The following is a 23,847-nucleotide window of genomic DNA, read 5'->3' as shown; positions in this document are numbered from 1 at the left end:
CTCAGCGACTTGCTCGCACTTCCTAATCGGCGGCCGGGTCGTCGTGGGGTGCCGGGCGGCGAAGCCATGAGAACCACGGACGGCAGCCGCCTGATAGCCACACCCAGCACCCCTGGGCGACCCAACCTTACGAATGGCTCGATCAACCCGGCTCAGAAGGTAGAGCCGCCTGACCCGCAGCACCGAGTAGCACCGAGTTGCACCAGGTTGCACCGAGTTGCACCGGGTTGCACCGAGCAACACCCCCGCACAACGGCAACGCCCCCGAACGCAAGCGTTCGGGGGCGCCGTCATGTCGGCCGCCGAGGATCAGGCGTGCTCGTAGTAGCCGAAGGCGTCGACCACCAGGTCCGTGTTCGCGGTGCTGGCGTTCCAGAGGTCGACGATCCCGTAGGGCCCGGCCGTGGCCTGGACCAGGTTCGGGATGGTCTGGAAGGGCTGCCAGTTCAGCGTGGAGACCAGCGGGCGGTCCGGCCAGCGGGCCTGCTTGTTGTCGTAGTCCCACACCGAGTTCGGGTCCGGTGCGACGGTCAGGTAGCCCTTGCCCCAGGTGTTGGTCACGGTGGTGTTCAGCACGAAGGCCGGCTGGTTCGGCGCGTCCGAGCCGATCGGCATGCTGACGTAGCCGCCGCTGCCGACCGGCCCGTACTTCCAGGAGCGGGTGTCGAGCAGCCGGACCGGCGTGACCGGGACGAGCGCGTTGACGCCGCTCGGGCTGTAGTAGCCGACCACGTCGATCACCACGTCCGTCGAGCCGCCGCCGTCGTAGACCCTGATCTTCCCGTCCGCGCCGACCGGCACGATCACCGCGTTGGCGATGGTGTGGTTCCAGCCGAAGTTGACGTTCGAGGCCAGCGGACGGTCCGTGCCCGAGGGGTAGACGGTCAGGTAGCCGGGCGCCTTCGTTCCCGTCACGGTGACGTTCAGCGCGACGGCGGTGATGCCCGAGCCGGGCAGCTTGCCGCCGGCCGCGCCGGCGATCTGGGCGGAGAAGGAGTTCTGGTAGGTGAGCTGGCCCTTGGCCGTGCCGGTGCCGTACCGGGTGTCGACCAGCCGGGTGGGCGCGATCGGGGTGTAGCCGCTGGTGGCGGTCGGGCTGAAGTAGCCGGTGATGTCGGCGATCAGGTCGACGGTGCCGTTGCTGCCGTTGTAGAGGTCCACGTATCCGTTGGCCCCGACCCGCACCATCGACAGGTTCGGCACGGTCTGCCCGGGCCCGAAGTTGACGTTCGAGGCCAGCGGCCGGGTCTTACCGTCGGGGTACGCGGTGATGTACCCGTAGGAACTGGGCCGGGTCACGGTCAGGTTCAGGACGGCCGCCGTGACCCCCGAGGGGATCGCGCCGTTGCCCGAGATCTGCAGCCGGACGGTGCCCTTGGGCTGCACGACCGTCGCCGCCCCGCCGGTGCGGGTGTCCAGCAGGCGGGTCGGGCCGTACGGGGTGAACGAGGATCCGACGGTCACCTCCTGGACGGAGTTGCTGACGGTGTTGCCGTCCACGTCCGTCACGGTCACGGTGACGGGGTAGGCGCCGGTCTTGGCGAAGGTGTGCGCGGCCGAGACGGACACGTCCTGGGTGCCGCCGAACGGCGTGGTGGACGGCTGGCTGCCGTCGCCCCAGCCCACCCGCACCCACTCGCGCTTCGGGCCGGTGGTCACCTTGGCGTCGAGCTGGATGCTGAAGGCGCTGGTGTTCTTGACGGTCATCGCCACGGCCAGCGTCGGGTTGGTGCTGAGGTACTTGACCGCACCCCGGTCCGGCGTGGCGCCGTAGGTGGTGCCCCAGTAGTCCGCGCTCAGCGCGCCGGGTGCGGCCGGGTTGGCCGAGCCGATCGCGGCCGAGCCGGCCTGCAGGCCCATCGCGATGGGGTACATCGCGTACGGGCCGAGCTCGGCGGCGGCGAGCTTGGTGGCGTCCACCGTGTCGTGCGCGGCCTGCGGCACGGCGGCCTGGAAGGCGGCCAGCGTCGGGTAGGCGGTGCCCGCCCAGCTGTACGGCGCGGTGGCCGTGGCCGAACCGCCCGCGACGACCAGGTCGTTGTAGTCCGCGGTGGTCGCGGCGGCCGAGTCGGCGGAGACGGTGACGTGCGGGGCCCAGGCGATGCCCTTGCCCGCGCAGTAGGCGGGCCAGCCGCCGAGCAGCGAGCCCTCGACCTCGTCCTCGAAGAGGTTGTTCTGGATGCTGACCGCCGTCGAGGCGCCCTCGACGTCCACCGCCGAGGCGCAGCCGCGCTGGACGGTGTTGCCGGTGACGTTCAGCCCGGCCACGTCGGTGGCCTTGACCCCGGCGGCGGCCAGCAGGTTGCCGGCCACGGTGACGTTCTTGGCCCCGGCGGCCACCGAGACGGCGGCGTAGCTGCCGGTCTTGGCCTGGTCGCCGCCCTGGTAGCCGGTGTCCACGTAGTTGCGGCTCAGCGTGACGGCGCTGGAGGCGCCGTCGACGGTGATCGCCTCGGGCGCCTGGTCGGCCTGCACGTAGTTGGAGTCCAGGGTGACCCGGGTGGAGCCGATGACCTCGATCGCGGGGCCGAGGCCGGCCGAGAGGTTGAGGTGGCTGACCGTCACGTCGCTGACGCCGTTGAGCACCAGGACGGGCTTGCCCCAGGACGAGCCGTTGGCGCTGGACTGCGGCTTGTTGACCGAGCCGACGATCGAGATGCCCGAGGTCTTGACCGTGACGGTCTCCGGCACCGAGAAGTAGCCGTCGGAGCCGCTGACCAGCACGGTGTCACCCGGGGCCGCGGCGTCCACGCCCTGCTGCACCAGGCAGAACGGCTTGGCCTGGCTGCCGTCGCCGTCACCGGCGCCGCAGACGTTGGTGGTGACGTAGATCGTCTTGCCGGTGGCCGTGTGCGGGCGCAGCTCGGTGGTGGTGGCGGGCTTCTGCTGCCGGACGGACTTGCTCGCCGGGCTGCTGAAGGTACGGAAGTTGTCGGCCGCCGCGGCGGCCAGACCGTCGGTGGCCGCGGGCCGCGGCGCGGTGAGCGCGCGCGGCGCGGGGCCCGCCGGGTCGGCCGCGTAGGCCAGACCGGGCGTGAGGGAGGTGACGGCGGCGATTGCGGCTGCCGTCACCGCCAGACGGCGAGGACGAGACACGAATCCCCCATGAGTTCGACGACAGCTCTGCTGAGCGGTCGACGCACAGCGTACAAACGCGCTCGGACGCCTCGCACGCGGGTTGTCACCGGCCGGTCCCCGCCCGGTCGAGCAGGGCGGCGTCCGCGGCCGGGAGCCAGCTGGCCGGCGGCCGCCGCAGCCAGCCCTCCCGCTCGCCGAGGGCCGCCGAGGCGGCGAGCAGTTCGTCAAGTCCCGGGTGCCGGAAGCCCGGGCGGTGCACCAGGCTCACCAGGCTGAGCGGCACCGGTTCGACCAGCGGGCGGGTGACGGCGCCCGGCACGGCCGGGCCGCCGGTGGTGGTGAGCATCGCCTCGCCGTGCCGGGCGAGGTAGTGCGCCAGCTCGGCCTCACCGACCGGCGGGGTGTGCGGCGCCGAGGCCGCCAGGCCGTGCTGGTCCAGGAGCCGGCGGCCGAGCTCGGCCCACTCGGTGGTGGCCGGGTTGCCCGCGCAGATGTCCACCGGGTGCCCGGCCAGCGCGGCCAGCGGCACCTGCTGGTACCCGGCCAGCGGGTGGGCGAGCGGCAGCAGCACCGCCATCGGCTCCAGGCGCACCGGCCGCTGGGCGAGTTCGGCCCGCAGCTCGGCGGGCAGCCCGGCGAACCGGCCGAACGAGACGTCCAGCCGGTGTGCGAGCAACTCGCTTGCGGCGGCGGCCAGTCCGCCGTGGTAGCGGGCCAGCAGCTCGCCGCCCGGCAGGGCCGCCCGGGCCGCCGCGAGCAGCCGGTCGGCCGTGAGGTCCGCCCCGCTGACAGCGCTGTTGAGGTCGACCAGCAGCGGCCCGGCATCCGGCCCGGCGGCGATCTCGTCGTGCAGGGCCAGGAGTTGGCGCACCTTGGGCAGCAACCGCTGCCCCTGCGGGGTCAGTTCGACCCGGCGGGTGGTGCGGGTGAACAGGTCGACCCCGAGGGTGCGCTCCAGCGCCCGGACGTCCCGGCTGAGCGCCTGCTGGGCCAGGTGCAGGCGCTCGGCGGCCCGGCCGAAGTGCAGCGTCTCGGCGGTGGCCACGAAGCCGCGCAGCAGGCGGGGGTGCAGGTCACGGGGCATCCGCGCAGGCTAGCAACCCGGTCGGAGCGGATTGACACCGCAGCTGCGTCAATCGCACCGAACAGGTGTTGGACCGCCCGGCCGCCCCGCCCGCAGGCTGGAGCGAACCCACCCCTTGGAGCACCGTGTTCGCCTCGTACCGCCGTGTCCTCGCCACCCCCGGCGCCCTCGCCTTCACCCTGGCCGGCCTGCTCGGGCGGCTCAGCTTCTCGATGACCGGCGTGAGCACGGTGCTGCTGGTCACGGCCCGCCGGGACTCCTACGCGCTGGCGGGCGCCTTCACCGCGGTCGGCGCGGTGAGCACCGCCGTCGGACTGCCGCTGCTCGGGCGGCTGGTCGACCGGTACGGGCAGCGGCGGGTGGCCGTACCCGGCGTGCTGGTGGCGGCCGGGCCACTGCTGGTGCTGCCGCTCTGCGCCCGCACGGCCGTGCCCTCCTGGGCGCTGCTGCTGTGCTGCCCGGCCGCCGCGGCGCTGCCCAACCTCGGCGGGATGGCCCGGGCCCGCTGGGCCCACCTGCTCGAAGACGATCCACGGGCCCGGCAGACCGCCTACTCCCTGGAGCAGGTGCTGGACGAACTCTGCTTCGTGGCCGGGCCGGTGCTCGGCACCCTGCTGTGCACCTCGCTGCTGCCCGAGGCCGGGCTGCTGACCGCCGCCGCGCTCGGCTGCACCGGCTCGCTCGCCTTCGCGGCGCAGCGCCGCACCGAACCGCCCGTCCGGCCGGTGCCGCCCGGCGGCGGTGGCGGCGTGCTGCGGGTGCGCGGGCTGCGGGTGCTGGTGCTCGCCTTCCTGGCCACCGGGGTGGTGTTCGGCGCGATGGAGGTGAGCACCGTCGCGTACGCCGACTCGCTCGGCGAACGGCCCCTCACCGGTGCACTGTTGGCGCTGATGGCGGCCGGCTCAGCCGCCTCCGGCCTGCTGCTCGGGCTGGGCACGCCCCGGCGCTCCCCCGCCGTACGACTGCTGCGCGGGGCGGCGGCGATGGCCGTCCTGCTGCTGCTCCCGCTCGCGGCGGGGCTCACCCACGCCGGGGCCGCCGCACTGGCCTGCGCCCTGCTGCTGGCGGGGGCGGGCACGGCGCCGACCATGATCGCGGGTTTCTCGCTGGTCCAGGAGCTGCTGCCCGCGGGCCGCCTGAACGAGGCGATGGGCCTGGCCGTCTCCGGCATCCTGGTGGGCATCTCGGCCGGGGCGGCGCTCGGCGGCGCGCTCGCCCAGCACGCCCCGCCCGGCACCGGGTACCTGCTGCCCGCCGGGGCGGCGGCGCTGGCCCTGCTGGTCGTGGGAGCCGGTCAGCGGGCGCTGGGCCAGGTGTACTCGCACTCGGCCGCCTCGGAGCCGTCGGCGAGCACCGTCGAGCGCTCGGCCGTCCTGACGCCGCCCTCGCGCTCGTAGAAGGCGACGGCGCGGACGTTCGCCGCCAGGACGTCCAGGTGCAGCGCGCCCGGGCCGGCCTCGGCCCGGGCGGCGTGCAGCAGCCGGGCGCCGAGGCCGCGGCCGGTCCGGCCGGGGCGGACGTGCAGGTTGTCGAGCAGCACCCGCCCGTCGCCCTCGGGGGTGAGGTAGGCGAAGCCGAGCAGCTCCCCCGCCGCCTCGGCGAGCAGCAGCACCGGCTGCTGCCCGGGGGCGCCGTAGTCGATGCCCAGCCGCAGCGGCCAGAGCTCCCGCCACTGCTCGGCCCGCCCGAGCAGCTGCCCGTCGGCCAGCGCCTCGGCGGGCAGGTACGCGGCATAGGAGCTGCGCAGACTGGCCAGGTGCAGTTCGGCGACCGCCGCCGCATCGGCCTCGGTGCCCCGCCTGATGACGGCTCGTCCGCTCATGTGACGAGCCTCCCACGTTACTGACTTGAGATCCTCCGGGGCTGGCCCTAGAGTCCTCGCCAGAAGGTTTTGAACGCGTTCGAAACCTTGGCGGCCGTGCGCTCGGGGGGCTCCCGGCCGCCACCGGACCAGCTGGTCAGCCACGTACGGGGGTCGGGGCTGACCAGCCGGGACCGCTCGGCGCCCGGCCGGTGCGACGGCCCCCGGTAGGCTCGGCCCCGTGGAGGACGCAGTGGACGACACGACCGAGCCCGGGGGCGCGAACCCGACGGGACAGGCGCCGGAGACCCCGGCCGGAGAGCTGCCCGGCGGCCGGGCCCGGCCCAAGACGGACAAGAGCGAGCAGACCAGGGCGCTCATCCTGGACACCGCCATGCGGCTGTTCCGCGAGCGCGGCTACGACAAGACCACGATGCGGGCGATCGCGGCCGAGGCCGGGGTCTCGGTGGGCAACGCGTACTACTACTTCGAGTCGAAGGAGTTCCTGATCCAGGGCTTCTACGACCAGATGACCCGCGAGCACGCGGTCGAGGCGCTGGCCCGGATGGCGGACCAGCGGGACTTCTCCGACCGGCTGTGCACCGCGCTCGACTCCTGGGTCGACTGCGCGGCGCCGTACCACGAGTTCGCCTCGCAGTTCTTCCGCACGGCCGCCGACCCGAACAGCTCGCTGAGCCCGTTCTCGAACGAGTCGCACCCGGCCCGGGACACCGCGGTCAAGCTCTTCCGCGAAGTCCTCGACGGCTCCGACCTCGGCCCGAAGATCGACCCCGAGCTGGACGAGCTGCTGCCCGACCTGCTCTGGCTGCACCAGATGATCGTGGTGCTGTACTGGGTCTTCGACCGCACCGAGGACACCGAGCGCACCCGCGCCTTCGTCAAGCGCTGCTCCCCCTTCGTCGCCAAGATGGTCACCCTGTCCCGCTACCGGGTCTTCCGCCCGCTGGTCCGCGACGCGGTGGACATGATCAAGGACTTCGTCCTCCCCACCATCGGCAAGGCCGCCCCGGCGCCGACGGAGGCTCCGAAGCGGAAGAGGCGCGCCAAGAAGGACTAGAGCATGTCCGGGTTCCAGGCCCTGAGCAGGGTGTGCAGCAGGTGGTCGAGGCGGGCCGCCGCGCCCGGGGTGTGTTCGGTGATCAGCTCGGCGGCCAGCAGTCGGGCAGCCTTCTCGGCGGCCAGGTAGAGGGTGCTGAGTTCGCTCACGCCGAGGGTGAGGTCGGGGGCCTGGTCGGTGGGGGTGCAGCGGCCGGTGCCGTCGGGGGCGGTCTCCAGCAGCCAGCGGCCGGCGGTCCAGCCGTACGGGTCGGTCACGGCCAGCACCACGCGGCCGGGCGCGGCGTACGTGCGAGCACCGAGGGCGGCAGGCAGGTCGAGCAGCCGCAGCCAGGTGTTGTCGTACTGGCCGATGTGCGGGGTGGCCCCGCGCGGGTTGGCGAGCAACAGCGGCAGCGGATCGTCCGGCCCGAGCTCCTCGACGTCGATGCGGCGCACCCAGTCGGTCGAGAACAGCAACTGCCAGAGCGCGGTGGCGGTCCGGCGGTCGACGGCCAGGAAGTCCCGGACGGTGAGTGTGCAGTCCGGCGTCATGCCGTTCCACTTGTCGTCCACCTGGTAGACCACCAGACCGGTGACCACGCCGTCGGCGTCCCGGTGGACGGCGGACAGCGGCTCCTTCCAGTCCACCGCCTTGCCCGTGTGGACCGGCCACCAGGAGACGGGGCGGCTGAGCGCGCCCGGCTGGGTGAGCCGCCAGCGCTCGTGCAGCTCGGGCCCGATCTTGCGGATCTCCTCCGGTGTGGCGAAGTCGATCCGCCCGCCGGCCGGGGTGGCCAGGCCGGGCCGCAGGCCGCCGGACTCCTGGAGGTCGATCACCAGCCCGGCCGAGCGCGTTGCCGGGCCGAAGCCGAACCGGCCGTAGATCCGGTACTCGGCGGCACTGAGCGCGGCCAGCACACAGCCGCGCTCGCGGGCGGCGGCGAGGTCCTGGTGGATCATCCGGGTGAGCAGACCCCGCCGCCGATGGGTGCTCGCGACGGTGACCCCGGTGATCGCGTCCACCGGCACGGTGGCCCCGCCCGGGAGGGTCAGCTCCAGGTCGTAGCTGCGGTAGGTGCCGACGAAGGCTCCGCCCGCCGTGTGGTCGACCGCGGCCAGCCAGCGGCCGGGCTCGAACTGCAGACGGCGGACTTCGGTGGCGTCGGGCTGCTGCGGCCGCAGGAACCCGCGCATGAGCGCGCGGTCCCACGCGGAGAGCTCGTGCTCGCCGATCGCGCGGACCTCGATGCCGGAGGCTGGCTGAACTGCAGGTTCGTCGACCATCCGGCCACGGTACGACGGACCGTCAGTTCGGTCACCTGAATTTCAACGCACCGTGATGAACGATCCGTTCACTTTAATCCGTTGACACCATGACGTTCAGTCAGCGACCGTGGCGTCATGACGGATCCCTTCACCGCCCCCGACCCCGAGCTCGCCCGCTCCCACCGCGAGGCCGCCTCGCTCTTCCGAATAGCCGAGCGCCACGCGGCGACGGACGGGCAGCGCCGCCGCCAGACCAACCCGTACGTGCTCGCCCCGCACGAGGCCGTCCGGCTGGTCGCCTTCCTGCTCAGCGGCGCCGCCCTGCCCGAGGAGGGCGAGCCCGAGGTCGACCGTGACGACATCACGGCCGCGCTCAGCCTGCTCCCGGCGGTCCGCGCGGAGCTGGACGAGCTGGAGGCCGGCCTGCTCCAGATGGCCCGCGGCCGCGGCCTGACCTGGCCTGACATCGCCTTCGGCCTCGGCCTCGGCACCCCCCAGGCCGCCCGCCAGCGGTACGAGCGGCTCGCCGCCCGTACCGCCGACACCGACTGACCTTCAGACCGCCGACCGCTCCACCGGGATCCAGAGCTGACTGTCCGACTCCGTCGAGCCGGGAGTCTGACGGGTCCGCAGGACCTCCGGGCCCGGGCGCGTGGCGTACGGGTTGGACGGGAACCACTCGGTGAACACGTCCCGCCACAGGTACTGCAGGGCCAGCGGGTACGGGCCGGTGTTCTCGAACACCGCCCACAGGCCCGCCTCGACGGTCAGTCCGTCGAGGTTCTCCGGTGCCCGGTTGCTGCTCAGCACCGCGTGGTAGTAGTCGAGTTCGGCCCCCTCCTCCCGGCTGTCGGAGAGGTGCACCACCGCCGAGACGATGCCCTCCGGCTCCGCCAGGTCCGAGAGGGCGGCGATCCGCCCCACCTCCTCCGGGCCCACCGACTTGATCAGCTCGGCGATGTGCGGGTTCACGCCCTCGTGGATCAGGGGCACCCGGGCCTTGCGGCCCACCACGTGCACCTCGGGCATCTCCACGATCCGGTACCTCATACTGCTGCTCCCCTCGATGACAAGGCGGAAGGACATCCGGGGCTGGGAGTCGAGCGTTGCGCCGCTCCGCCGAGCCTCGCCCGGCCCGACTCCGTGCATCGCCCGGAACGCCCGGGCGAACGCCTCCCCGGAGCCGTAGCCGTACCGGACGGCGACCTCGAGGAGCGTCAGCTCCCCGGCCAGCACCTCGGCCCCCGCGAGGGTCAGCCGCCGACGTCGGACGTACTCCGACAGCGGCATCCCCGCCAGCGCGGAGAACAGCCGCCGGAAGTGGTACTCGGAGGTCAGCGCGATCCGCGCCAGCTCCGCCACCTCGACCGTCCCGGTCAGCCGCTCCTCGACGTGGTCCATGGCCTGGTTCAGCCGCTCCAGCACCCCCGGCTCCTTCCTTCTGATGTCCACAACGGTATGAAGACACCACCCTGCCCCACCCGACATCCCGTGCCCGCTCCGGTCGGGTGGCATGATCGTCCCCCAACCACCGGAAGGCTGGCCCCGTGATCGGCTTCGTACTCGTCGGCGTCCTCGCCCTCACCCTGGGCGGCTGCGCCTGCGTCCTGTGGGCCGAGCGCGGCGGCCCCCGCTGGGCCCGCGCCGTCGCCGCCACCACCCTCGCGGCCGGCGAACTCCTCCGCGTGGTCCAGCGCGACCGCCGACGACGCCTGCGCCGCGGCGACGACAACAGCTCCGGCGACACCTGCTGAGGGAGGCATAGCCATGCCCACGGCCTTCACCGAACGCGAGGACCACTGGGTCCTCGGCCTGCACGGCCTCACCGTCACCCGGGTCTCGGTCGACCACTGCCTCGGCCTGACGCTCGACCAGGACTGGCTGATCACGGTCGGAACCCCCGCCGAGCTCCTCCCCCCGAGTGGCCCCGCCCGCCGCCTGGATCCGCGGACCCAGGACGTGGCCCCGGCCCTCGCCCTGTTCGGCTCGGAGGTCCGCTCCGCCGTCGCCGCCAAGTCCGGCACCCTCCGGCTGGAGTTCACCGACGGCACGGTCCTGACCTGCCCGAGCGACCCCGGCCACGAGGCCTGGCAGGTCAACGGCCCGCACCGCCAACTCGTCGTCCCGACCCAGGGCGGCGCCCTGGCCCTCTGGTACACCGACAGCTCCGGGGCCTGACAGCCCCGTCGGCTACGGGCGGGCGTAGAAGTCGGGTCGGCCCATGATCCAGAGGCTGGCCTGTTTGATGGCCGTGCCGGGGCGGGGGGCTTCGATCATCTGGTCGTCGCCGAGGTAGATGGCGACGTGGTAGATGTCGGCGGCGCGGCCGGTGTGGGTCCAGAAGACCAGGTCGCCGGGGCGGAGCTGGTGGTAGCTGACGGGGGTGGACTCGGCGTACTGGTCGGCGGCGAAGTGGGGGAGCTGCTTGCCGGCGCGGCGCCAGGCCATCATGGTCAGGCCGGAGCAGTCGTAGCCCTCGGGGCCCTCGCCGCCCCAGATGTAGGGGAGGCCGATCTTCGCGCGGGCGAAGGCGAGGGCCGCCTCGACCCCGCCGGCCGACCAGGTGGCGGGTCCGGACGGCTGGTCCGGCACCGCCTCGGCTGCGGCGGCCGCCGCGGCCGCCGCCCGGGCCGCCTCCTCCGCCTGCCGGGCGGCGATCGCCTCCAGAGCCTCGCGGCGCTGCCGCTCCAGCTCCACGGTGGTGTTCCGCGCCACGGCCAGCGCGGCGAGCAGCTGCTCGCGCCGCTTGCCGATGTCGGCGACCTCGGCCTGCTGGGCGGTCAGCCGGGCCTGCGCCTGCTCCTTGGCGAGGCGGACGGCCTCGGCCGCCCGGTCGGCCGCCTCGGCGGCGCGATGCGCTTCGGCCGAGGCCCGGGCCGCCTCGGCGGCGGTGCTGGTCGCGGCATCCAGGATGTCCTTCATGCGGGCTCCGGCGATGCCGACGGCGGCGGCCCGCTCGGTGAGTGCGCGCGGGCCGTCGGCGGCCAGCAGGGCGTTGATCGCGGAGAGCTCGGGCCCGGCGCCCTGACGGTACGTCTCGGCGGCCAGCGCGGCGGCCGATTCGGCGGCCGCCGCCCGCTCGGTCTCGGCCGTCGCCGCCCGCCGGGCCGCCGCCGCGGCGGCGGCCCTGGCCTTGGCCAGCCGGGCCTGGGCGCCGTTGTAGGCCTCCACGGCCTGCTCGGCGACCCGGCCGGACTGCTCCAGGTCCGCCTGGGCGGCCGTCAGCCGGGCCTCGATCGCGGCGCTGTCGGTGGCCCGGGCGTCGGCCTCGGCCCGCGAGCGGGCGATCTCCTCCTCGGAGGGGTACGGGTCGTCGGCGCGGGGCCCGGCCGCCACCGCGTGGCCGGGAGCGGCGGCCGCCGCCGGGAGCAGGCCGAGCAGACCGGTCAGGGCCAGCAGGAGCGTCGGAAGGAGTCTGCGTGCCATGGGCCGGCCCTCTCTGCGCCGCGTCGCCTGACGGGTCGTCAAATATCCCATCAGGTGACAATTCGGTCACTCGACGTCATATTCTCAGAGCTGATGGGAGCTCAGCGCCATCCCCGTGCGTCCAGCCGGGTGAGATGTGGGATTTACCCACCGATGGGATCAGCGGCGTGGCTGAGGGTGCGGCAGCTTCGGGTGCCGGTAGGAGGAGGAGACGGCCACCCCCTCCGCCGTGCCCGGCCGGACCGCGAAGGTGCGGCTGCGCCCGGCCCGCACCGTCCGCCGCCGCTGCCGCGCCTGGCCGTGCCGCTCCGGCTCACCGGCCGGGGCGGGCCCGGGCACGCCGGCCGGCCGGGCCACCGCCGCCGCCCGGCGGTCGGCCAGGCGGGCCGAGCGGCGGGCCAGCGCGCGGGCCTCGTGCGCGTCCAGGTGGGCGGTGGCCCGGGCGGCCATCCGCTCGGCGACCCGGTGGGTGGCCGTGTGGTGGGCGGGCACCTTGTCGGGCGCGCCGGCGATGAGGTCGAAGAGCCAGGTGCGGGCCCGGTCCGCCCGCCGGTGCAGCAGGCGTTCGCGGCGCAGCGCCCGGGCCCGCCGCCGGGGCCTGGTGGTGTAGAACCAGCGCGCCCACGGGCTGCCCGTCCGGGCCAGGCGGACGGCGCCGATCCAGGAGAGGCCGGGCACCATGATGCCGAGCAGGCCGGTCCACACCTTGCCCTTGAGCAGGGCGACGACGGAGGCCGCCGCGTTCACCAGGATCACCGCGACCAGCCCCCAGCGCCCGGCCGTCATCGGCTCGGTCTGCCCGGGCACCACGCCGAGCGGGACGTACCCGGTGAGCAGCAGCGCGGTGAACAGGATGCCGAAGATCACCGCGTCCACCGACTTGCGGCCCTGCTCGCCCCAGTAGACGTCGTCCAGGTGCAGGATCAGCGCGAACTCGTCGAGCACCAGGCCGCAGCCGATCCCGAAGCACAGCCCGAACCAGTCGAGCCACGGGTGCCCGCCGTTCGTCGCGATCGCGCCCACCCCGCCGACCAGCAGGAAGCCGAGGCCGAAGACCATGTGGTGGATGTGCAGCCCGCCCGGGGTGATGTTGCCCGGCCACCAGCGCACCTTGGCCCGGATCATCCGCACGCTGAACCGGATGCACAGGAACGAGCTGATGAACCCGACCAGCAGCAGGAGGAGCGGCTGCTTGTGCGCGTCCACGATGTGGGTGCGGTAGGTGTCCATCAGGTCCATGCGTGGTGCGCCCTCGTTCCGTCAGTGACCCGGCCGGTGGTCCGGCCGCCCCGCCCGGTACAACGCGTGGTCAGAACCCCCGGGTGCGCTTGGCCGCCCGGCGCGGCACCAGCAGGTACGGCGCGAGCGAACGGTCGGCCCCCGGCGTGCCGACGCCCGGGCCGCGCAGGCCGGTGATCTTGCCGGGCAGCTTCATGAACAGACGTGCGATCTCCCCTCCGAGGTTCACCCCGACCGCGAGCGCGAGCGCGATGGCGGCGGCCCGGGCCACGCTGGCCAGGCCGACGTCGGGCTGGCTCTGGGTGAAGGCGAGCATGCCGAGGTAGAGCGCCGAGCCGGGCATCAGCGGGCCGAGCGCGGCCGTCACGTACGGCAGCGAGGAGGCCGCGCGGTAGCGGGCCATCAGCTGGCCGAAGAGGCCGACCAGGCCGGCCGCGATGCCGGTGGCGATGATCGGGGAGATGCCCGCGTTGCGGGTCAGCACCCCGAAGACGGACCAGCCGGCGCAGGCGTTGAGGGTGACGAAGAGCAGGTTCCGCCGGTCGGTCTGCAGCAGTATCGCGAAGGCGGCGGTGAGCACCATCGCGGCGATCAGCCGCACCGTCGGGTCGCTGTCCACCCCGCCCAGGCTCTCGCCCGGGTTGAACCTGGCATGGATGCTCAGCCCCGCGTAGAGGATCAGCATCACCCCGATCACGATGCCCGCGACCAGGTAGAGGACTTCGAGCAGCCGGGCCGCGGCGGTGATGTAGAAGCCGGTCAGACCGTCCTGGACGGCGGCCACCAGGGCCCGCCCGGGCAGCAGCGCGAACAGCCCACCGGTGATGACCACCGAGCCGCGCAGCCCGTTCGCGGGCAGGCTGGTGAGGATCACGCCGGAGAGCGCGGCCGGCATCGCGGCGACCACGAACTGGTAGAACTCCGGCAGCCCGCGCTTGGCGATGAAGGCGGCCAGCCGGTCACCCAGGATGGCGGCCACGAAGGCGTTGGCGAAGACCAGCCAGGCCTGGGCGTCCGACTTGCCGCCGACCAGGAAGGAGGCCGCCCCGGCCAGCAGGCCGGTGGCCAGCACCAGCAGCCAGGTCGGGTACGGGTGCCGGTTGCGGCGGATCTCGGCGAGCCGCCGGTAAGCGTCGTTCACCGAGAGCCGCTCGGCCGTGATGTCGGCGACCAGCCGGTAGACGGCGGCGAGCCGGGTGTAGTCGGAGGTGCGGCGGCGGACCACGCGGTCGGCGGTGACCGGCGGCTCGACCAGCGAGGGCTGGAAGGAGATGCCGATCAGGGTGAAGGTGACCTGCGGCTCGCAGTGGTCGAGCCCGTAGGCGTGCGCGATGCCGAGCATCGCGGCCTCGACGTCCTCGGCCGCCTCGCCGCTGGCCAGCAGCAGCTCGCCGATCCGCAGCGTCAGGTCGAGGATGCGGGGCACGTTCTTCAGCGCCTGCTCGGGCTTCTGCTCGCGCTGGGTGCGCTCGTACGCCGGGCGCTCGGCCATCGGCGTGCGCAGCAGGGTGCGCATCCGGTCCGGCCAGGGGGCCGCGCCGGGCGCGCCCTTGCGCAGGTCCGGGACGGTGTCCTCCATCGAGACCGGGGGCGTGCCAGGGGTGGCCGGCGCGCCGACGAAGGGCATCGAGTAGCCGACGGCCCGCCAGTCCTCGGGGGTGAGGGTGTCCTCGGAGACGATCATGGTGCGCGGGGTGGCGGGCCGCGCGGGCTCCACGGGCTCGGCCTCGGCCGGGCGCAGCAGGCCCTCGGTCTCGGCCGGGGGCATCGCCAGCGGCACCGCCGTAGTGGTCTCCACCGGCGGCGCGGCGGGGCCGAGCAGGCCCTCGGTGGGCGGCGCGTCGCGCGGCGCCACGGGCTCCGGCGGCTGCGCCGGCCCGCCCCTGGCCTTCTTCCCGCTGCCCCGTCCGCCGCCCGGTCGGCCCCGGCCCCGCTTCGGCACTGCCACTCCTCGCCCCGGGTGGCCGCCGCCACCGCCTCGCTCTCGTGCCCCACCTTGCCTGATCGGCAGCCGGGACGCACATGTACGAAACGGACAGTACGTCAGGGTCGGATCTCGGTGACCTGGTGCCTTCCCTGCCGACGGGCCCTCAGCAGCGCCGGCGCGGCGCCGGGTGCGCGCCGCGCCTCTTCCACTCAGAGCCCGAATCCGCTCAGAGCCCGTAGCGCTCGGCCACCTCCCGGTGCGGGGCCGGGTCGGCGCCCGCCGCCTCGGCCAGCTCCAGCCAGCAGAGCGGGTGCGGCCAGCCCGCCGTCAGCCTGGCCAGCTCGGCGTCGGCGGCCGCCGCGCCGGAGGTGGGCGGGACGCCGACGGCGGCGTACACCCCGGGCAGCGCGCCCTCCGGGTCGGCCGGGTCGGCCACCGCGTACTCGGTGCCGCTGTACGCCCAGACCGCGAAACCGGCCTCCTGCAGGCCGCCGCGCAGCGCCAGCCACTCGGCCTCGCCGGGCCAGACCCCGTCCAGCCAGTAGGTGGTCCAGCCCGCCGGGTCGAGCAGGGTGAGCAGCTCGAAGACCGGGCGCCAGCCCTCGGCCTCGCCCGGCCCGGGCGGGTCGTTGAGGCGGGCCGGGGAGAAGACCACCAGGTCGCGGTGGTTCAGCGGGACGTCCCCGCCGAGCACCGGCAGGATCCGGGCGGTGGCCGGTCCGGTCCGGACGGCCGGCAGGTCGGCGGTGGCGCCGCCGTCCCGGCGGGCCCGGACGGTGACCAGCTGCCACGCCTCCTCCACCGGCCCGCTGTCGGTCTCGAACTCGAGGCCGAGCCGGGCACCGGCCTCACGGACCACCGCCCAGTCGTGGTTGGCCGAGGCGGCGGTGGCGAGGTGCCAGAGGTCGGACTCCTGGACGGTGCAGTGCAGCTGCTCCGGGCCGGCCTCGGCCGCCTCGACGGCGTGCGTCAGCAGCTCCTGGTAGAGCCGCTGGGCCTCGGCGTGGTCGCCGAGCCGGGTCGCGGCACCGGCCGCGAGCCGGCGGGCGTTGACCGCCTCCGGCCGGACGGCGAACAGCGCGGCGCAGTGCTCGCCGACCTCCGCCCAGCGCCCCTCGGCCGCGGCCCACCTGGCCCTGGTCCAGTACGCCTCGGGCGGACTGCCCGCCAGCTGCAGCTCGGCCAGCCGCCCGACCCCGGCCCCGTCCCCGGCCTCGATCAGCAACTCCCCGAGCACCCGGGCCGTCTCCGCCTCCCCCGGCTCCCGCTCCACCCGCTCCCACAGCACCGCCGCCGCCCCCCGCCCGAGCCCCAGCCCGGCCAGCCCGACAGCCAGCCGCACGGCGAGGTCAGGTCCGGGCGCCTCGGCCTGGGCCGCCGCCACGGCGTCCACGTACTGCTCCGGGTCCATCTCCGCCCGGTCCAGCAGCTCTCCCGGAGCCTCCGGGGCCGGGAGGGCCTCGGCCTGCGCGCTCAGCTGCGCCACCTGGTCGGCGACGCCGGCCGTGCTGCGGAGCTGGGTGAGTTTGCGGGCGGCCTCGCCGCAGAGGGTCAGGGCCACCGTGCGGGCGCCGCGGCGGACGGCGAGGCGGGTGGCGGTCAGCAGGAGGTCGAGGCAGGGGCGGTGGGAGCCCGCGGTGTCGAGGTAGGCGGCCCAGCGGGCCAGCCGGGCGCCGAGCTCGGCGTCGTTCGCCAGGGCCCCGGCGGCGGTCAGCGCCTCGGCGGTGGCGGCCCAGCGGTGCCGGATGTCGGGGTAGCGGTCGGCCTCGCCGGGGGCGGGCAGGAGTTCGAGGGCGAGCTCGTACCGGCCCAGCTCGGCCAGCAGCAGCGCCCGCCCCACGCCGAGCTTGCGCCGGTCGTCCTCGTCCAGGCGCCGCCCGGCGGCGACGTGGGCCAGCTCGGCGGCGTCGTACGCGGCCAGTGCCTCCTCCTGGCGGCCGAGCCGCCGCAGCGCCGAGGCCCGGCCGTGCCCGAAGGCGAGCGAGGCGGTGCCACCGGCGGCCTGGATCCGGGCCTGGGCCCGGTCGAGGTGGGCGAGCGCGTCCGCCGGGCGGGCGTCGTCCTCGAGCGTGTCGGCGTACTCGCGGGAGAGGCAGTCGAAGCAGGCCCGGCTCGGCTCGACCCGCGCCAGCGTCTCCTCCAGGACGTCGAGCCGCTCGGCCACGTACCCGGGCCCGTCGATGTTGGCGTGGCAGATGGTGAAGTCCTGCACCGCGCAGACCGACTGCGGGCAGTCGGCCGTCTCCTCCCGGTGCGCGAACTCGAGCAGCGAGACGGCCTCGCCGAGCGCGGCCTCGCCCTGGTGGCGCTTGTTCAGCAGGCTCTGCAGCCGCCAGTGCCGCAGGAAGACCTCGACCCAGGGCAGGCCGAGCGCCCGGGCCGAGGCGAGCGCCTCGGGGTGGAGCGCGTCCAGCTGCTCGTCCCGCCCGTCCACGGCGTGCCCGGCGATCTCCGCGATCGCCGCGGCCAGCCGGTGGTGCCCGGCCTCGGTCAGCGCGGCGTGGGTGTCCTGCACCCAGGCCCAGATGTCGGTGCTCACAGGCTCTCTCCCCCAGGGGCGGTCAGCGCCGCGACCGCCGTGCCGATCCCCGCCAGCGCGGCCGTCAGCTCCCCGCTGTCGGCGCCCGCGCCGGCGGTCATGATCACCTTGAGCGAGCGCAGCAGCCCGGCCGCCGTCGCGCTGCCGGTGTGCCCGGTGCGGTAGGCGGCGAGCAGCTGCTGGACGGCCGGAGCGGCGAGGTTGAGGTAGAGCCGGGCGCGCACCGCGCCGTCCGTGCGGGCCGTGAAGGAGCGAGCCAGCCGCAGCGCGGCGGAGGGGATCCGGGCAGGTGCCCGGTCGTCCTCGATCCGGGCCTTGAGCTGCGCCTCCCGGTCGGGCACCAGCACCAGCGGCAGCCCCGGCGGGTCGAACCGGGCGGCCACCAGCCGCTCGCCCTCGCCGGTGAGCGCCGCGCTCAGCCAGGCCTCCTCCTCCTCGGGCAGCGGCCGCTCGGGCTCGCGGAACAGCGCCTCGGAGCCGCTCTCACCGCCGAGTTCGACCAGCCGGCAGCCGCGCAGCTGGGCGTAGCGGCGCAGGAACGGCAGCACGGCGTACCGGTCGCCCCGGGCGATCGGTACCTGCATCGCGCGGTAGAGCATCTCCTCGAAGCCGCCCTCGCCGCCGAGCGCCACGTGCACCGTGCCCGAGCCGGCCGCCCGCAGTGCCCCGGCCGTCAGCTCGCCCTGCGAGCTCGGCACCGGCACGTCGTCCGCGAGCAGGCTGAACAGGCGCTCGTCGCAGAGCGCGGCGCCGAGCAGCTCCTGGCCGTGCCGGGCCAGCACCCGCCGCCAGACGGTGGGCCGCAGCCGGGCGGTCTCGTACAGCCCGTCCACCACGGCGTCGGCCAGGGCCCGCTTCAACTCCTGGTAGTGCTCGTCGCGTTGCAGGTCCTCGCGGCTCGCGGTCGGGGTGAGCCGGCTGGACTCGATCACGCCGCCGATGAAGCCGGCCCAGGTGGGCAGCAGGTCGCGGGCGTCCTCGGTGAGCAGCATCCCCCGCAGGTAGACGGCGAGTTCGCGGTTGTCGGTGGAGCCGAAGGTGGCGCCGTCCTGCACCCAGAGCAGGCCGACGGCGTCGGTGCGGCCCTCGACCGGGGTGACCGGGAAGGCCGTCAGCGGCTCGAACCGGCGGCCGAAGGCGCTGGCGAACCGCATCCGGGCGGCCTGCTCGGCCGGCTCCGGGCGGGCCGCCTCCAGGCCCTGGCGCCAGGGCACGGCGACGGCGTTGACCGGGCTCTCGTCCGAACCGACGTACACCGGCACCGGCAACAGCACGCAGTACCGGGCCAGCACCTCGCGCAGCGTGGACTCGTCGGCCAGCTGGGCGTGTTCGGGCTTGAGCAGCAGCTCGACCAGGGTGCCCGGGGTCGCGCGCGGCGCGGTCGGCTCGACGCTGTACTGCTCGCCGCCCCGGCTGCGGTAGCGGTGGCCGACCGTTCTCCCGCGGTGCGAGGTGGTGGTGACGGCGACTTCGTCGGCCACCGAGAAGGCGGACAGGAAGCCGAGCCCGAAGGCGCCGATCAAGTCCTGGCTATCGGTCAACTCCCGTAGCATCCGGGTGTATCCGGTGCCGACGGTGGCCAGGTAGGCGTGGATCTCCGGCTCGGTGAGCCCGGCGCCGGAGTCCTCGATCGCGACGGTACGGCGGGCGGGGTCGACGTGCACCCGGATCACCGGGTCCAGGTCGCCGTCCGGGTCCTCCAGGCGGCGGCGGGTGTGCGAGTCGTGCGCGTTCTGGACGAGTTCGCGCAGCGCGACCAATGGCGTGGAGTAGAGGTGGTTGGCCAGGACACCGACCAGACCACCGAGGTCGACCTCGGTCGTACGCAGTTGCTCGGGCGGTGGCGCCGGACGGTGTTCTTCAGACATGAGGCCCCAGTCTGCCAGTAGGACAATCCGCCGACCACTATTTTGCTTTGATCCGGCACCCCCACCCCCGGTCAACCTGGCGTTGACCGTTGTCAGGCGAACCAAATGCCCTTCCGGATATCGGAAATCACGGCCATTCGGGGGTATTTCGGCCCCGTGGCGCATCCTCGCAGGCGGCGGTTCGTTCAGGGGTTATCCCGCTCCTGTGACTCCTTCGGGCGAACGCTGCCGCCTGGCATTGAAGTCAATCGGCCGACTGGGGAATGCTTGTCGTGCGACGTCAGGGAACGGCGCGAGGCGGAGCGGCCACTCCTCCGGCGCCACATTCGCACCAGTTAACAGGGAGACCACAGTGTCCCGTATTCGCGCAGCCGCCGCCGTCACCGCTCTCGGGGCTTTCCTCCTGATCGGGGTCGGCACCGCCTCGGCCGACAACGGCGCGGGCGCCGACAACAACTCCAACAGCAGCGTGGTGAGCAACACCGGCTCGGGCAACATCGTGGGCAGCGTCCACGGGAACGGGAACGGCAGCCAGCAGACCGGCACCGGCTCCGGCGCCGCCAACCAGAACACCAGCGTCGGCATCGCGGGCAACTCCGGCGGCATCGGCACGATCCAGGGCAACGGGAACCTGTCCCACAAGATCTACTACCCGTTCGTCCTCTACTAAGCCCCTGCCACTCCCCGCGGCAGGCCACGGGCCCGCGTCCGCACCAGCGCGGGCCCGTACCACCGGCAGAGCGCGCGCCCCCGCCCGGGCGCGCGCTCTGCCGCTACTGCGCCACTCCGAGCACCGTGCGGCCCAACAGCACCAGGCACTCGCCGAGTTCGGGCCGCCGGCTGCCAGGCCGGTTCCGCACCCCGTCGTTGACCAGCGCGAACATCGCGTGCACCCGCACCCGGGCCTCGGCGCTGTCGTAGCCGGGCCGAGCCTGCTGCAACTGCCCGACCCAGAGCCGCAGGAACGCCCGGCGGAAGTCCATCGCCGCGCGCCGGTCCGGCTCCGCCAGCCGCTCGGTCTCGCTGAGCATCGCGCCGAGGTAGTGGCTGTGCCGCCGGGCGAAGTCCACGTACGCCCGCAGCCCGGCCTCCAGGCCCTCCGCCGCCAACGCCCCCTCCACCTCGAGCCGCAGCCGCTCGCGGCTGCGCACCAGCGCGGCGGCCAACAGCTCGGCCTTGGTGGCGAAGTGCTTGTAGACGCTGGGCCCGGCGATCCCGACGGCCGCGCCGAGCCGGTCGGTGCTGACGTTGTCGAACCCCCGCTCGTGGAACAGCCGCACGGCCGCCACCAGCAGCTCCTCCCGCCGGGACTCGGGCAGGCCGTCCGGCGCCACCACCGGCCGGGCGTCCGCCGGCAGCCCGGCCGGCGAGACGGCGAGCAGGTCGGCCCCGATCCCGCCCAGCAGCTGGACGAACCGCCGCCGGGGCGGCGCGAAGGTGTGGTACGACAGGCTGCCGTACGCCGAGAGCAGTGACCAGCAGAGCAACTCGGCGTCAGGCTCCGCCAGTTCGGGCCGAGCACAGCGCAGCGCCGCCACCATCGCGCGCACCTGCGCCCGCAGCTCCCGCCGCAGCGAAGCCCGCCCCGCGGGCGGCAGCAGCCGGGCCTCCCGCTGCCAGAGGGTGCCGAGCGCCCTGTGCTCCACCGCGGCCACGGCCAGCGCCGCGCAGAGCGGCCCGGGCCCGGCCGCGCCCGCCTCGACGGCCGCCCGCAGCGCCGCCAGCTCGCGCAGCAGCACCTGCCGCAGCAGCTCCGGCTTGCCCCGGAAGTGCCGGTACAGCGCGGGGGCGGTGATGCCCACCTCGGCGGCCACCTCGGCCATCGACGTCCGGTGGTAGCCGTACCGGTGGAAGCGCCCGGCCGCCGCGTCGAGGATCAGCGCCCGGCGCCCCGGCGGCCGCCGCACCGCACCACTCTCACCCGGCACCCGCCACCCCCCTTCGTCCGGCACCCCCTTCGTCCGGCACCCCCTTCGTCCGGCACCAGGGTAGCAACCGTTCACTTGACCGCCCCGGCGGCGCCGAACAACGGGCTCCCAATGCTGGACAGCCCTAGCTACCCGGGATTAACTTGTCGGGCGATCAACCGGCACCACGAAGGGAGCGCCACCGTGCGCCGCACCGTGTTCACCGAGGACCACGAGGCCTTCCGGGCGACCATCCGCGACTTCATCGCCAAGGAGGTCGTGCCGGTCTACGAGTCCTGGGAGGCCGAGGGCCACCCGCCGCGCGACTTCTACCGCAAGCTCGGCGCACTCGGCGTGTACGGCATCGAGGTGCCCGAGGAGTACGGCGGCGCGGGCGAGAGCGGCTTCAAGTACCAGGCCGTGGTGAGCGAGGAGTGCGCCCGGGCCGGGGTCACCTTCGGCTCCTCCGGCGTGCACACCGGCCTGGTGCTGCCGTACATCCTGGAGTACGCCGACGAGGAGCAGAAGCGGCGCTGGCTGCCCGGCTTCGTCTCCGGCGACATCATGACGGCGATCGCGATGACCGAGCCCGGCGCGGGCTCCGACCTGGCCGGCATCAGCACCACCGCCAGGCTGTCCGAGGACGGCACCCACTACGTGCTCAACGGCGCCAAGACCTTCATCACCGGCGGCGTGCTCGCCGACCTGGTCCTGGTGGTCTGCCGCACCGCCGCCTACGACCCGGCCGACCGCCGGGCCGGCCTCTCCATCCTCTGCGTGGACACCGCCTCCGAGGGCTACGCGGTGGGCCGCAAGCTCAAGAAGATCGGCCTGCGCACCTCGGACACCGCCGAACTCTCCTTCACGGACGTGCGCGTGCCGGTCGAGAACCTGCTCGGCGAGGAGGGCAAGGGCTTCAGCTACCTCACCCACAACCTGGTCCAGGAGCGCCTGGCGATCGCGGTCGGCGCCTACGCCTCGGCGGCCGCCGCCGTCCGCTTCGCCGTCCAGTACGTCAAGGACCGCAAGGTCTTCGGCCAGAGCGTCTCGGAGTTCCAGAACACCAAGTTCAGCCTGGCCGACTGCGAGGCCCAGGTGGTGGCGCAGCAGTCGATGGTCGACCGGGCCCTCGAGCTTTACCAGGTGGGCGAGTTGACGGTGGCCGACGCCGCCGCGACCAAGCTGTTCTGCACCGAGTCGGCCTCCCAGGTGATCGACAAGTGCCTTCAGCTGCACGGCGGTTACGGCTACATCCTGGAGTACCCGATCGCCCGCCTCTACACGGACAACCGGGTGTTCCGGATCTACGGCGGCACCAGCGAGGTGATGAAGACCATCATCGCCAAGTCGCTCGGGCTGTAGCGGGGCCGGCGGCCGCGACGGGCAGGTCCTCAACCGCCGAGCCGCTCAGTTCGGCGAAGTGCCGTGCTCGCTGCGCCAGGCCTCCAGACCGGCCATCGAGGCCATCCTGGCCTGGTGCAGTGTGCGGTGCGCCAGCTCGCCCGGCGGGGTCTCCAGCTGGTGCACCCACTCCCGGCCGGCGGTGGCGAGCGCCACCCCGACGATCACCGTACCGGCCAGTCCGATCATCGCGCCGACGCCCGTGAGCGCCGCCCCGGCCGCCAGCATGTGCCGGTTGACCTGGAATCCACCCATGAAACTCTGATTCGTCGCCATGCCTCCACCATCACGGCCGCCCGCACACCCCGCAACCGGCGGAAAGGGCCGGTGGCACCTATGGTCGGCAGCATGGCTGACTCCGAACCTGCCGACCTCACCGCTCTGGCCGATGAGCATGCCGCACTGGCCGCGGCGGGCCCGCACGGGCGCAGCTCGCATCTGGTGGTGCACGACGGGGTACTGCGCCAGAGCCTGATCGCGCTGACCGCGGGCTCCTCGCTGGACGAGCACAACGCCCCGCCCGCCGCCAGCCTCCAGGTGCTGCGCGGCCACGTCTCGCTCACCGTGGCCGGCCGCCGGCACGAGCTGCGGGCCGGGCAGCTGCGGGCCATCCCGCAGGAGCGCCACGGGCTGCTCGCCCACGTGGACTCCGTGGTCCTGCTGACCGCCGTGACCAACTGACCCGAAGGACCGGCCGTGCTGATCTACTCGATGAACGTCTCGGTGGACGGCTTCATCAACGACCGCGACGGTGCGTTCGACTGGGGTGTGCCGAGCGACGAGCAGTTCCGCTGCCACCTGGAGCAGATCCGGGAGCTCGAGGGCTTCCTCTGCGGGCGGCGGCTCTACGAGACCATGCTGCCCTGGGAGACCGATCCGGCGATCCGGGTGGACGAGCTGCGGGCCGAGTTCGCCGACGCCTGGAGCGCCCTCCCGAAGGTGGTCTTCAGCGGCACGCTCGACTCCGTCGAGGGCAACGCCCGCCTGGCCCGGGGCCCGCTGGCCGAGGAGGCCGCCGCGCTGGCCGACCGGGTCGTCGCGATCGGCGGCGCCGGACTGGCCAAGGTGGCGGTCGAGCTCGGCCTGGTGGACGAGCTGCGGATCTTCCGCAACCCGGTCCTGGTCGGCGGCGGCACGCCCTTCCTGCCTCCGGTCACCACCGACGTCCCGCTGACCCTGGTGGAGACCAGGGTCTTCGCCTCCCGGGTGGTCTACGAGCACTACCGCCGGGCCTAGGGTCTGGCCGGCCGGA

21 protein-coding genes are annotated in these 23,847 nt (G+C 74.1%); 9 read left to right on the top strand and 12 right to left on the bottom strand.

Annotation, left to right across the window (positions count from 1 at the left end; genetic code table 11):
• Positions 1–309 precede the first annotated feature (309 nt).
• Together ABT095_RS26045 and ABT095_RS26040 are read right to left on the bottom strand one after the other, a co-directional pair.
• A complete protein-coding gene (locus tag ABT095_RS26045; RefSeq protein WP_350531928.1) occupies positions 310–3,072 on the bottom strand; it encodes a right-handed parallel beta-helix repeat-containing protein in 2,763 nt (920 codons plus the stop codon).
• Positions 3,073–3,181: 109 nt separating this feature from the next.
• Positions 3,182–4,162, bottom strand: a complete 981-nt coding sequence (locus tag ABT095_RS26040; RefSeq protein ID WP_350531927.1) for a LysR family transcriptional regulator — start codon at positions 4,160–4,162, stop codon at positions 3,182–3,184.
• Positions 4,163–4,287: 125 nt separating this feature from the next.
• Between ABT095_RS26040 and ABT095_RS26035 the strand changes: the two genes are divergently transcribed.
• Positions 4,288–5,559 (top strand): MFS transporter, encoded by a 1,272-nt coding sequence (locus tag ABT095_RS26035; protein WP_350531926.1) that lies wholly within the window; start codon positions 4,288–4,290, stop codon positions 5,557–5,559.
• Here the strand turns inward: ABT095_RS26035 and ABT095_RS26030 are convergent.
• The gene (locus ABT095_RS26030; protein WP_350531925.1) at positions 5,457–5,984 is read right to left on the bottom strand and encodes a GNAT family N-acetyltransferase; all 528 of its coding nucleotides are present in this window, start codon (positions 5,982–5,984) and stop codon (positions 5,457–5,459) included. The genes ABT095_RS26035 and ABT095_RS26030 overlap by 103 nt on opposite strands.
• A gap of 220 nt (positions 5,985–6,204) precedes the next feature.
• On the opposite strand from ABT095_RS26030, the gene ABT095_RS26025 reads away from it, so the two are divergent.
• The gene (locus ABT095_RS26025; RefSeq protein ID WP_350531924.1) at positions 6,205–7,041 is read left to right on the top strand and encodes a TetR/AcrR family transcriptional regulator; all 837 of its coding nucleotides are present in this window, start codon (positions 6,205–6,207) and stop codon (positions 7,039–7,041) included.
• Here ABT095_RS26025 and ABT095_RS26020 read toward each other — a convergent pair.
• Entirely contained in the window at positions 7,038–8,306 is a 1,269-nt protein-coding gene (locus tag ABT095_RS26020; RefSeq protein ID WP_350531923.1) for a GNAT family N-acetyltransferase, read from the bottom strand. The two genes, ABT095_RS26025 and ABT095_RS26020, sit on opposite strands and share 4 nt — an antisense overlap.
• 117 nt (positions 8,307–8,423) lie before the next feature.
• Between ABT095_RS26020 and ABT095_RS26015 the strand changes: the two genes are divergently transcribed.
• The gene (locus ABT095_RS26015) at positions 8,424–8,840 is read left to right on the top strand and encodes a DNA-binding protein (RefSeq protein ID WP_350531922.1); all 417 of its coding nucleotides are present in this window, start codon (positions 8,424–8,426) and stop codon (positions 8,838–8,840) included.
• Between the two features lie 3 nt (positions 8,841–8,843).
• Here the strand turns inward: ABT095_RS26015 and ABT095_RS26010 are convergent, their stop codons facing one another.
• Positions 8,844–9,713, bottom strand: coding sequence for an AraC family transcriptional regulator (locus ABT095_RS26010; RefSeq protein WP_350531921.1), 870 nt, complete (start codon positions 9,711–9,713; stop codon positions 8,844–8,846).
• 122 nt (positions 9,714–9,835) lie between these two features.
• On the opposite strand from ABT095_RS26010, the gene ABT095_RS26005 reads away from it, so the two are divergent.
• Positions 9,836–10,042, top strand: coding sequence for a hypothetical protein (locus ABT095_RS26005; RefSeq protein WP_350531920.1), 207 nt, complete (start codon positions 9,836–9,838; stop codon positions 10,040–10,042).
• 13 nt (positions 10,043–10,055) lie between these two features.
• The gene (locus ABT095_RS26000; protein WP_350531919.1) at positions 10,056–10,466 is read left to right on the top strand and encodes a DUF6188 family protein; all 411 of its coding nucleotides are present in this window, start codon (positions 10,056–10,058) and stop codon (positions 10,464–10,466) included.
• Between the two features lie 12 nt (positions 10,467–10,478).
• Here ABT095_RS26000 and ABT095_RS25995 read toward each other — a convergent pair whose 3' ends face one another.
• The 5 genes from ABT095_RS25995 to ABT095_RS25975 form a co-directional block, all read right to left on the bottom strand.
• Positions 10,479–11,714, bottom strand: coding sequence for a C40 family peptidase (locus tag ABT095_RS25995; protein ID WP_350531918.1), 1,236 nt, complete (start codon positions 11,712–11,714; stop codon positions 10,479–10,481).
• Positions 11,715–11,873: 159 nt separating this feature from the next.
• On the bottom strand, positions 11,874–12,953 hold the full coding sequence (locus tag ABT095_RS25990) for a hypothetical protein (RefSeq protein WP_350531917.1): 1,080 nt from the start codon (positions 12,951–12,953) through the stop codon (positions 11,874–11,876).
• A 70-nt stretch (positions 12,954–13,023) separates the two neighbouring features.
• Positions 13,024–14,721, bottom strand: coding sequence for a threonine/serine exporter family protein (locus tag ABT095_RS25985; protein ID WP_502885008.1), 1,698 nt, complete (start codon positions 14,719–14,721; stop codon positions 13,024–13,026).
• A 385-nt stretch (positions 14,722–15,106) separates the two neighbouring features.
• Entirely contained in the window at positions 15,107–17,419 is a 2,313-nt protein-coding gene (locus tag ABT095_RS25980; RefSeq protein WP_350531915.1) for a hypothetical protein, read from the bottom strand.
• On the bottom strand, positions 17,416–19,287 hold the full coding sequence (locus ABT095_RS25975) for an ATP-binding protein (RefSeq protein WP_350531914.1): 1,872 nt from the start codon (positions 19,285–19,287) through the stop codon (positions 17,416–17,418). The genes ABT095_RS25980 and ABT095_RS25975 overlap by 4 nt, the downstream gene beginning before the upstream one ends.
• A gap of 352 nt (positions 19,288–19,639) precedes the next feature.
• On the opposite strand from ABT095_RS25975, the gene ABT095_RS25970 reads away from it, so the two are divergent.
• The gene (locus ABT095_RS25970) at positions 19,640–19,957 is read left to right on the top strand and encodes a hypothetical protein (RefSeq protein ID WP_350531913.1); all 318 of its coding nucleotides are present in this window, start codon (positions 19,640–19,642) and stop codon (positions 19,955–19,957) included.
• A gap of 103 nt (positions 19,958–20,060) precedes the next feature.
• On the opposite strand, the gene ABT095_RS25965 is transcribed toward ABT095_RS25970, so the two are convergent.
• A complete protein-coding gene (locus ABT095_RS25965; RefSeq protein ID WP_350531912.1) occupies positions 20,061–21,215 on the bottom strand; it encodes a TetR/AcrR family transcriptional regulator in 1,155 nt (384 codons plus the stop codon).
• Between the two features lie 183 nt (positions 21,216–21,398).
• Here ABT095_RS25965 and ABT095_RS25960 point away from each other — a divergent pair, with 183 nt between their 5' ends.
• Positions 21,399–22,556 (top strand): acyl-CoA dehydrogenase family protein, encoded by a 1,158-nt coding sequence (locus ABT095_RS25960; RefSeq protein WP_350531911.1) that lies wholly within the window; start codon positions 21,399–21,401, stop codon positions 22,554–22,556.
• A gap of 45 nt (positions 22,557–22,601) precedes the next feature.
• On the opposite strand, the gene ABT095_RS25955 is transcribed toward ABT095_RS25960, so the two are convergent.
• On the bottom strand, positions 22,602–22,871 hold the full coding sequence (locus ABT095_RS25955) for a hypothetical protein (RefSeq protein WP_350531910.1): 270 nt from the start codon (positions 22,869–22,871) through the stop codon (positions 22,602–22,604).
• Between the two features lie 72 nt (positions 22,872–22,943).
• On the opposite strand from ABT095_RS25955, the gene ABT095_RS25950 reads away from it, so the two are divergent.
• Together ABT095_RS25950 and ABT095_RS25945 are read left to right on the top strand one after the other, a co-directional pair.
• Positions 22,944–23,276 carry a cupin domain-containing protein gene (locus tag ABT095_RS25950; protein WP_350531909.1) on the top strand — a complete coding sequence of 111 codons (333 nt, stop codon included), beginning with the start codon at positions 22,944–22,946 and terminating at the stop codon, positions 23,274–23,276.
• Positions 23,277–23,306: 30 nt separating this feature from the next.
• Entirely contained in the window at positions 23,307–23,831 is a 525-nt protein-coding gene (locus ABT095_RS25945) for a dihydrofolate reductase family protein (protein WP_350531930.1), read from the top strand.
• Positions 23,832–23,847: the final 16 nt, after the last annotated feature.

It is taken from the genome of Kitasatospora sp. NPDC002227 (assembly GCF_040296285.1).
Classification (GTDB): domain Bacteria; phylum Actinomycetota; class Actinomycetes; order Streptomycetales; family Streptomycetaceae; genus Kitasatospora.
Note: the sequence above shows the minus strand (reverse complement) of the source record. Positions and strands in the feature narration are given on the sequence as shown.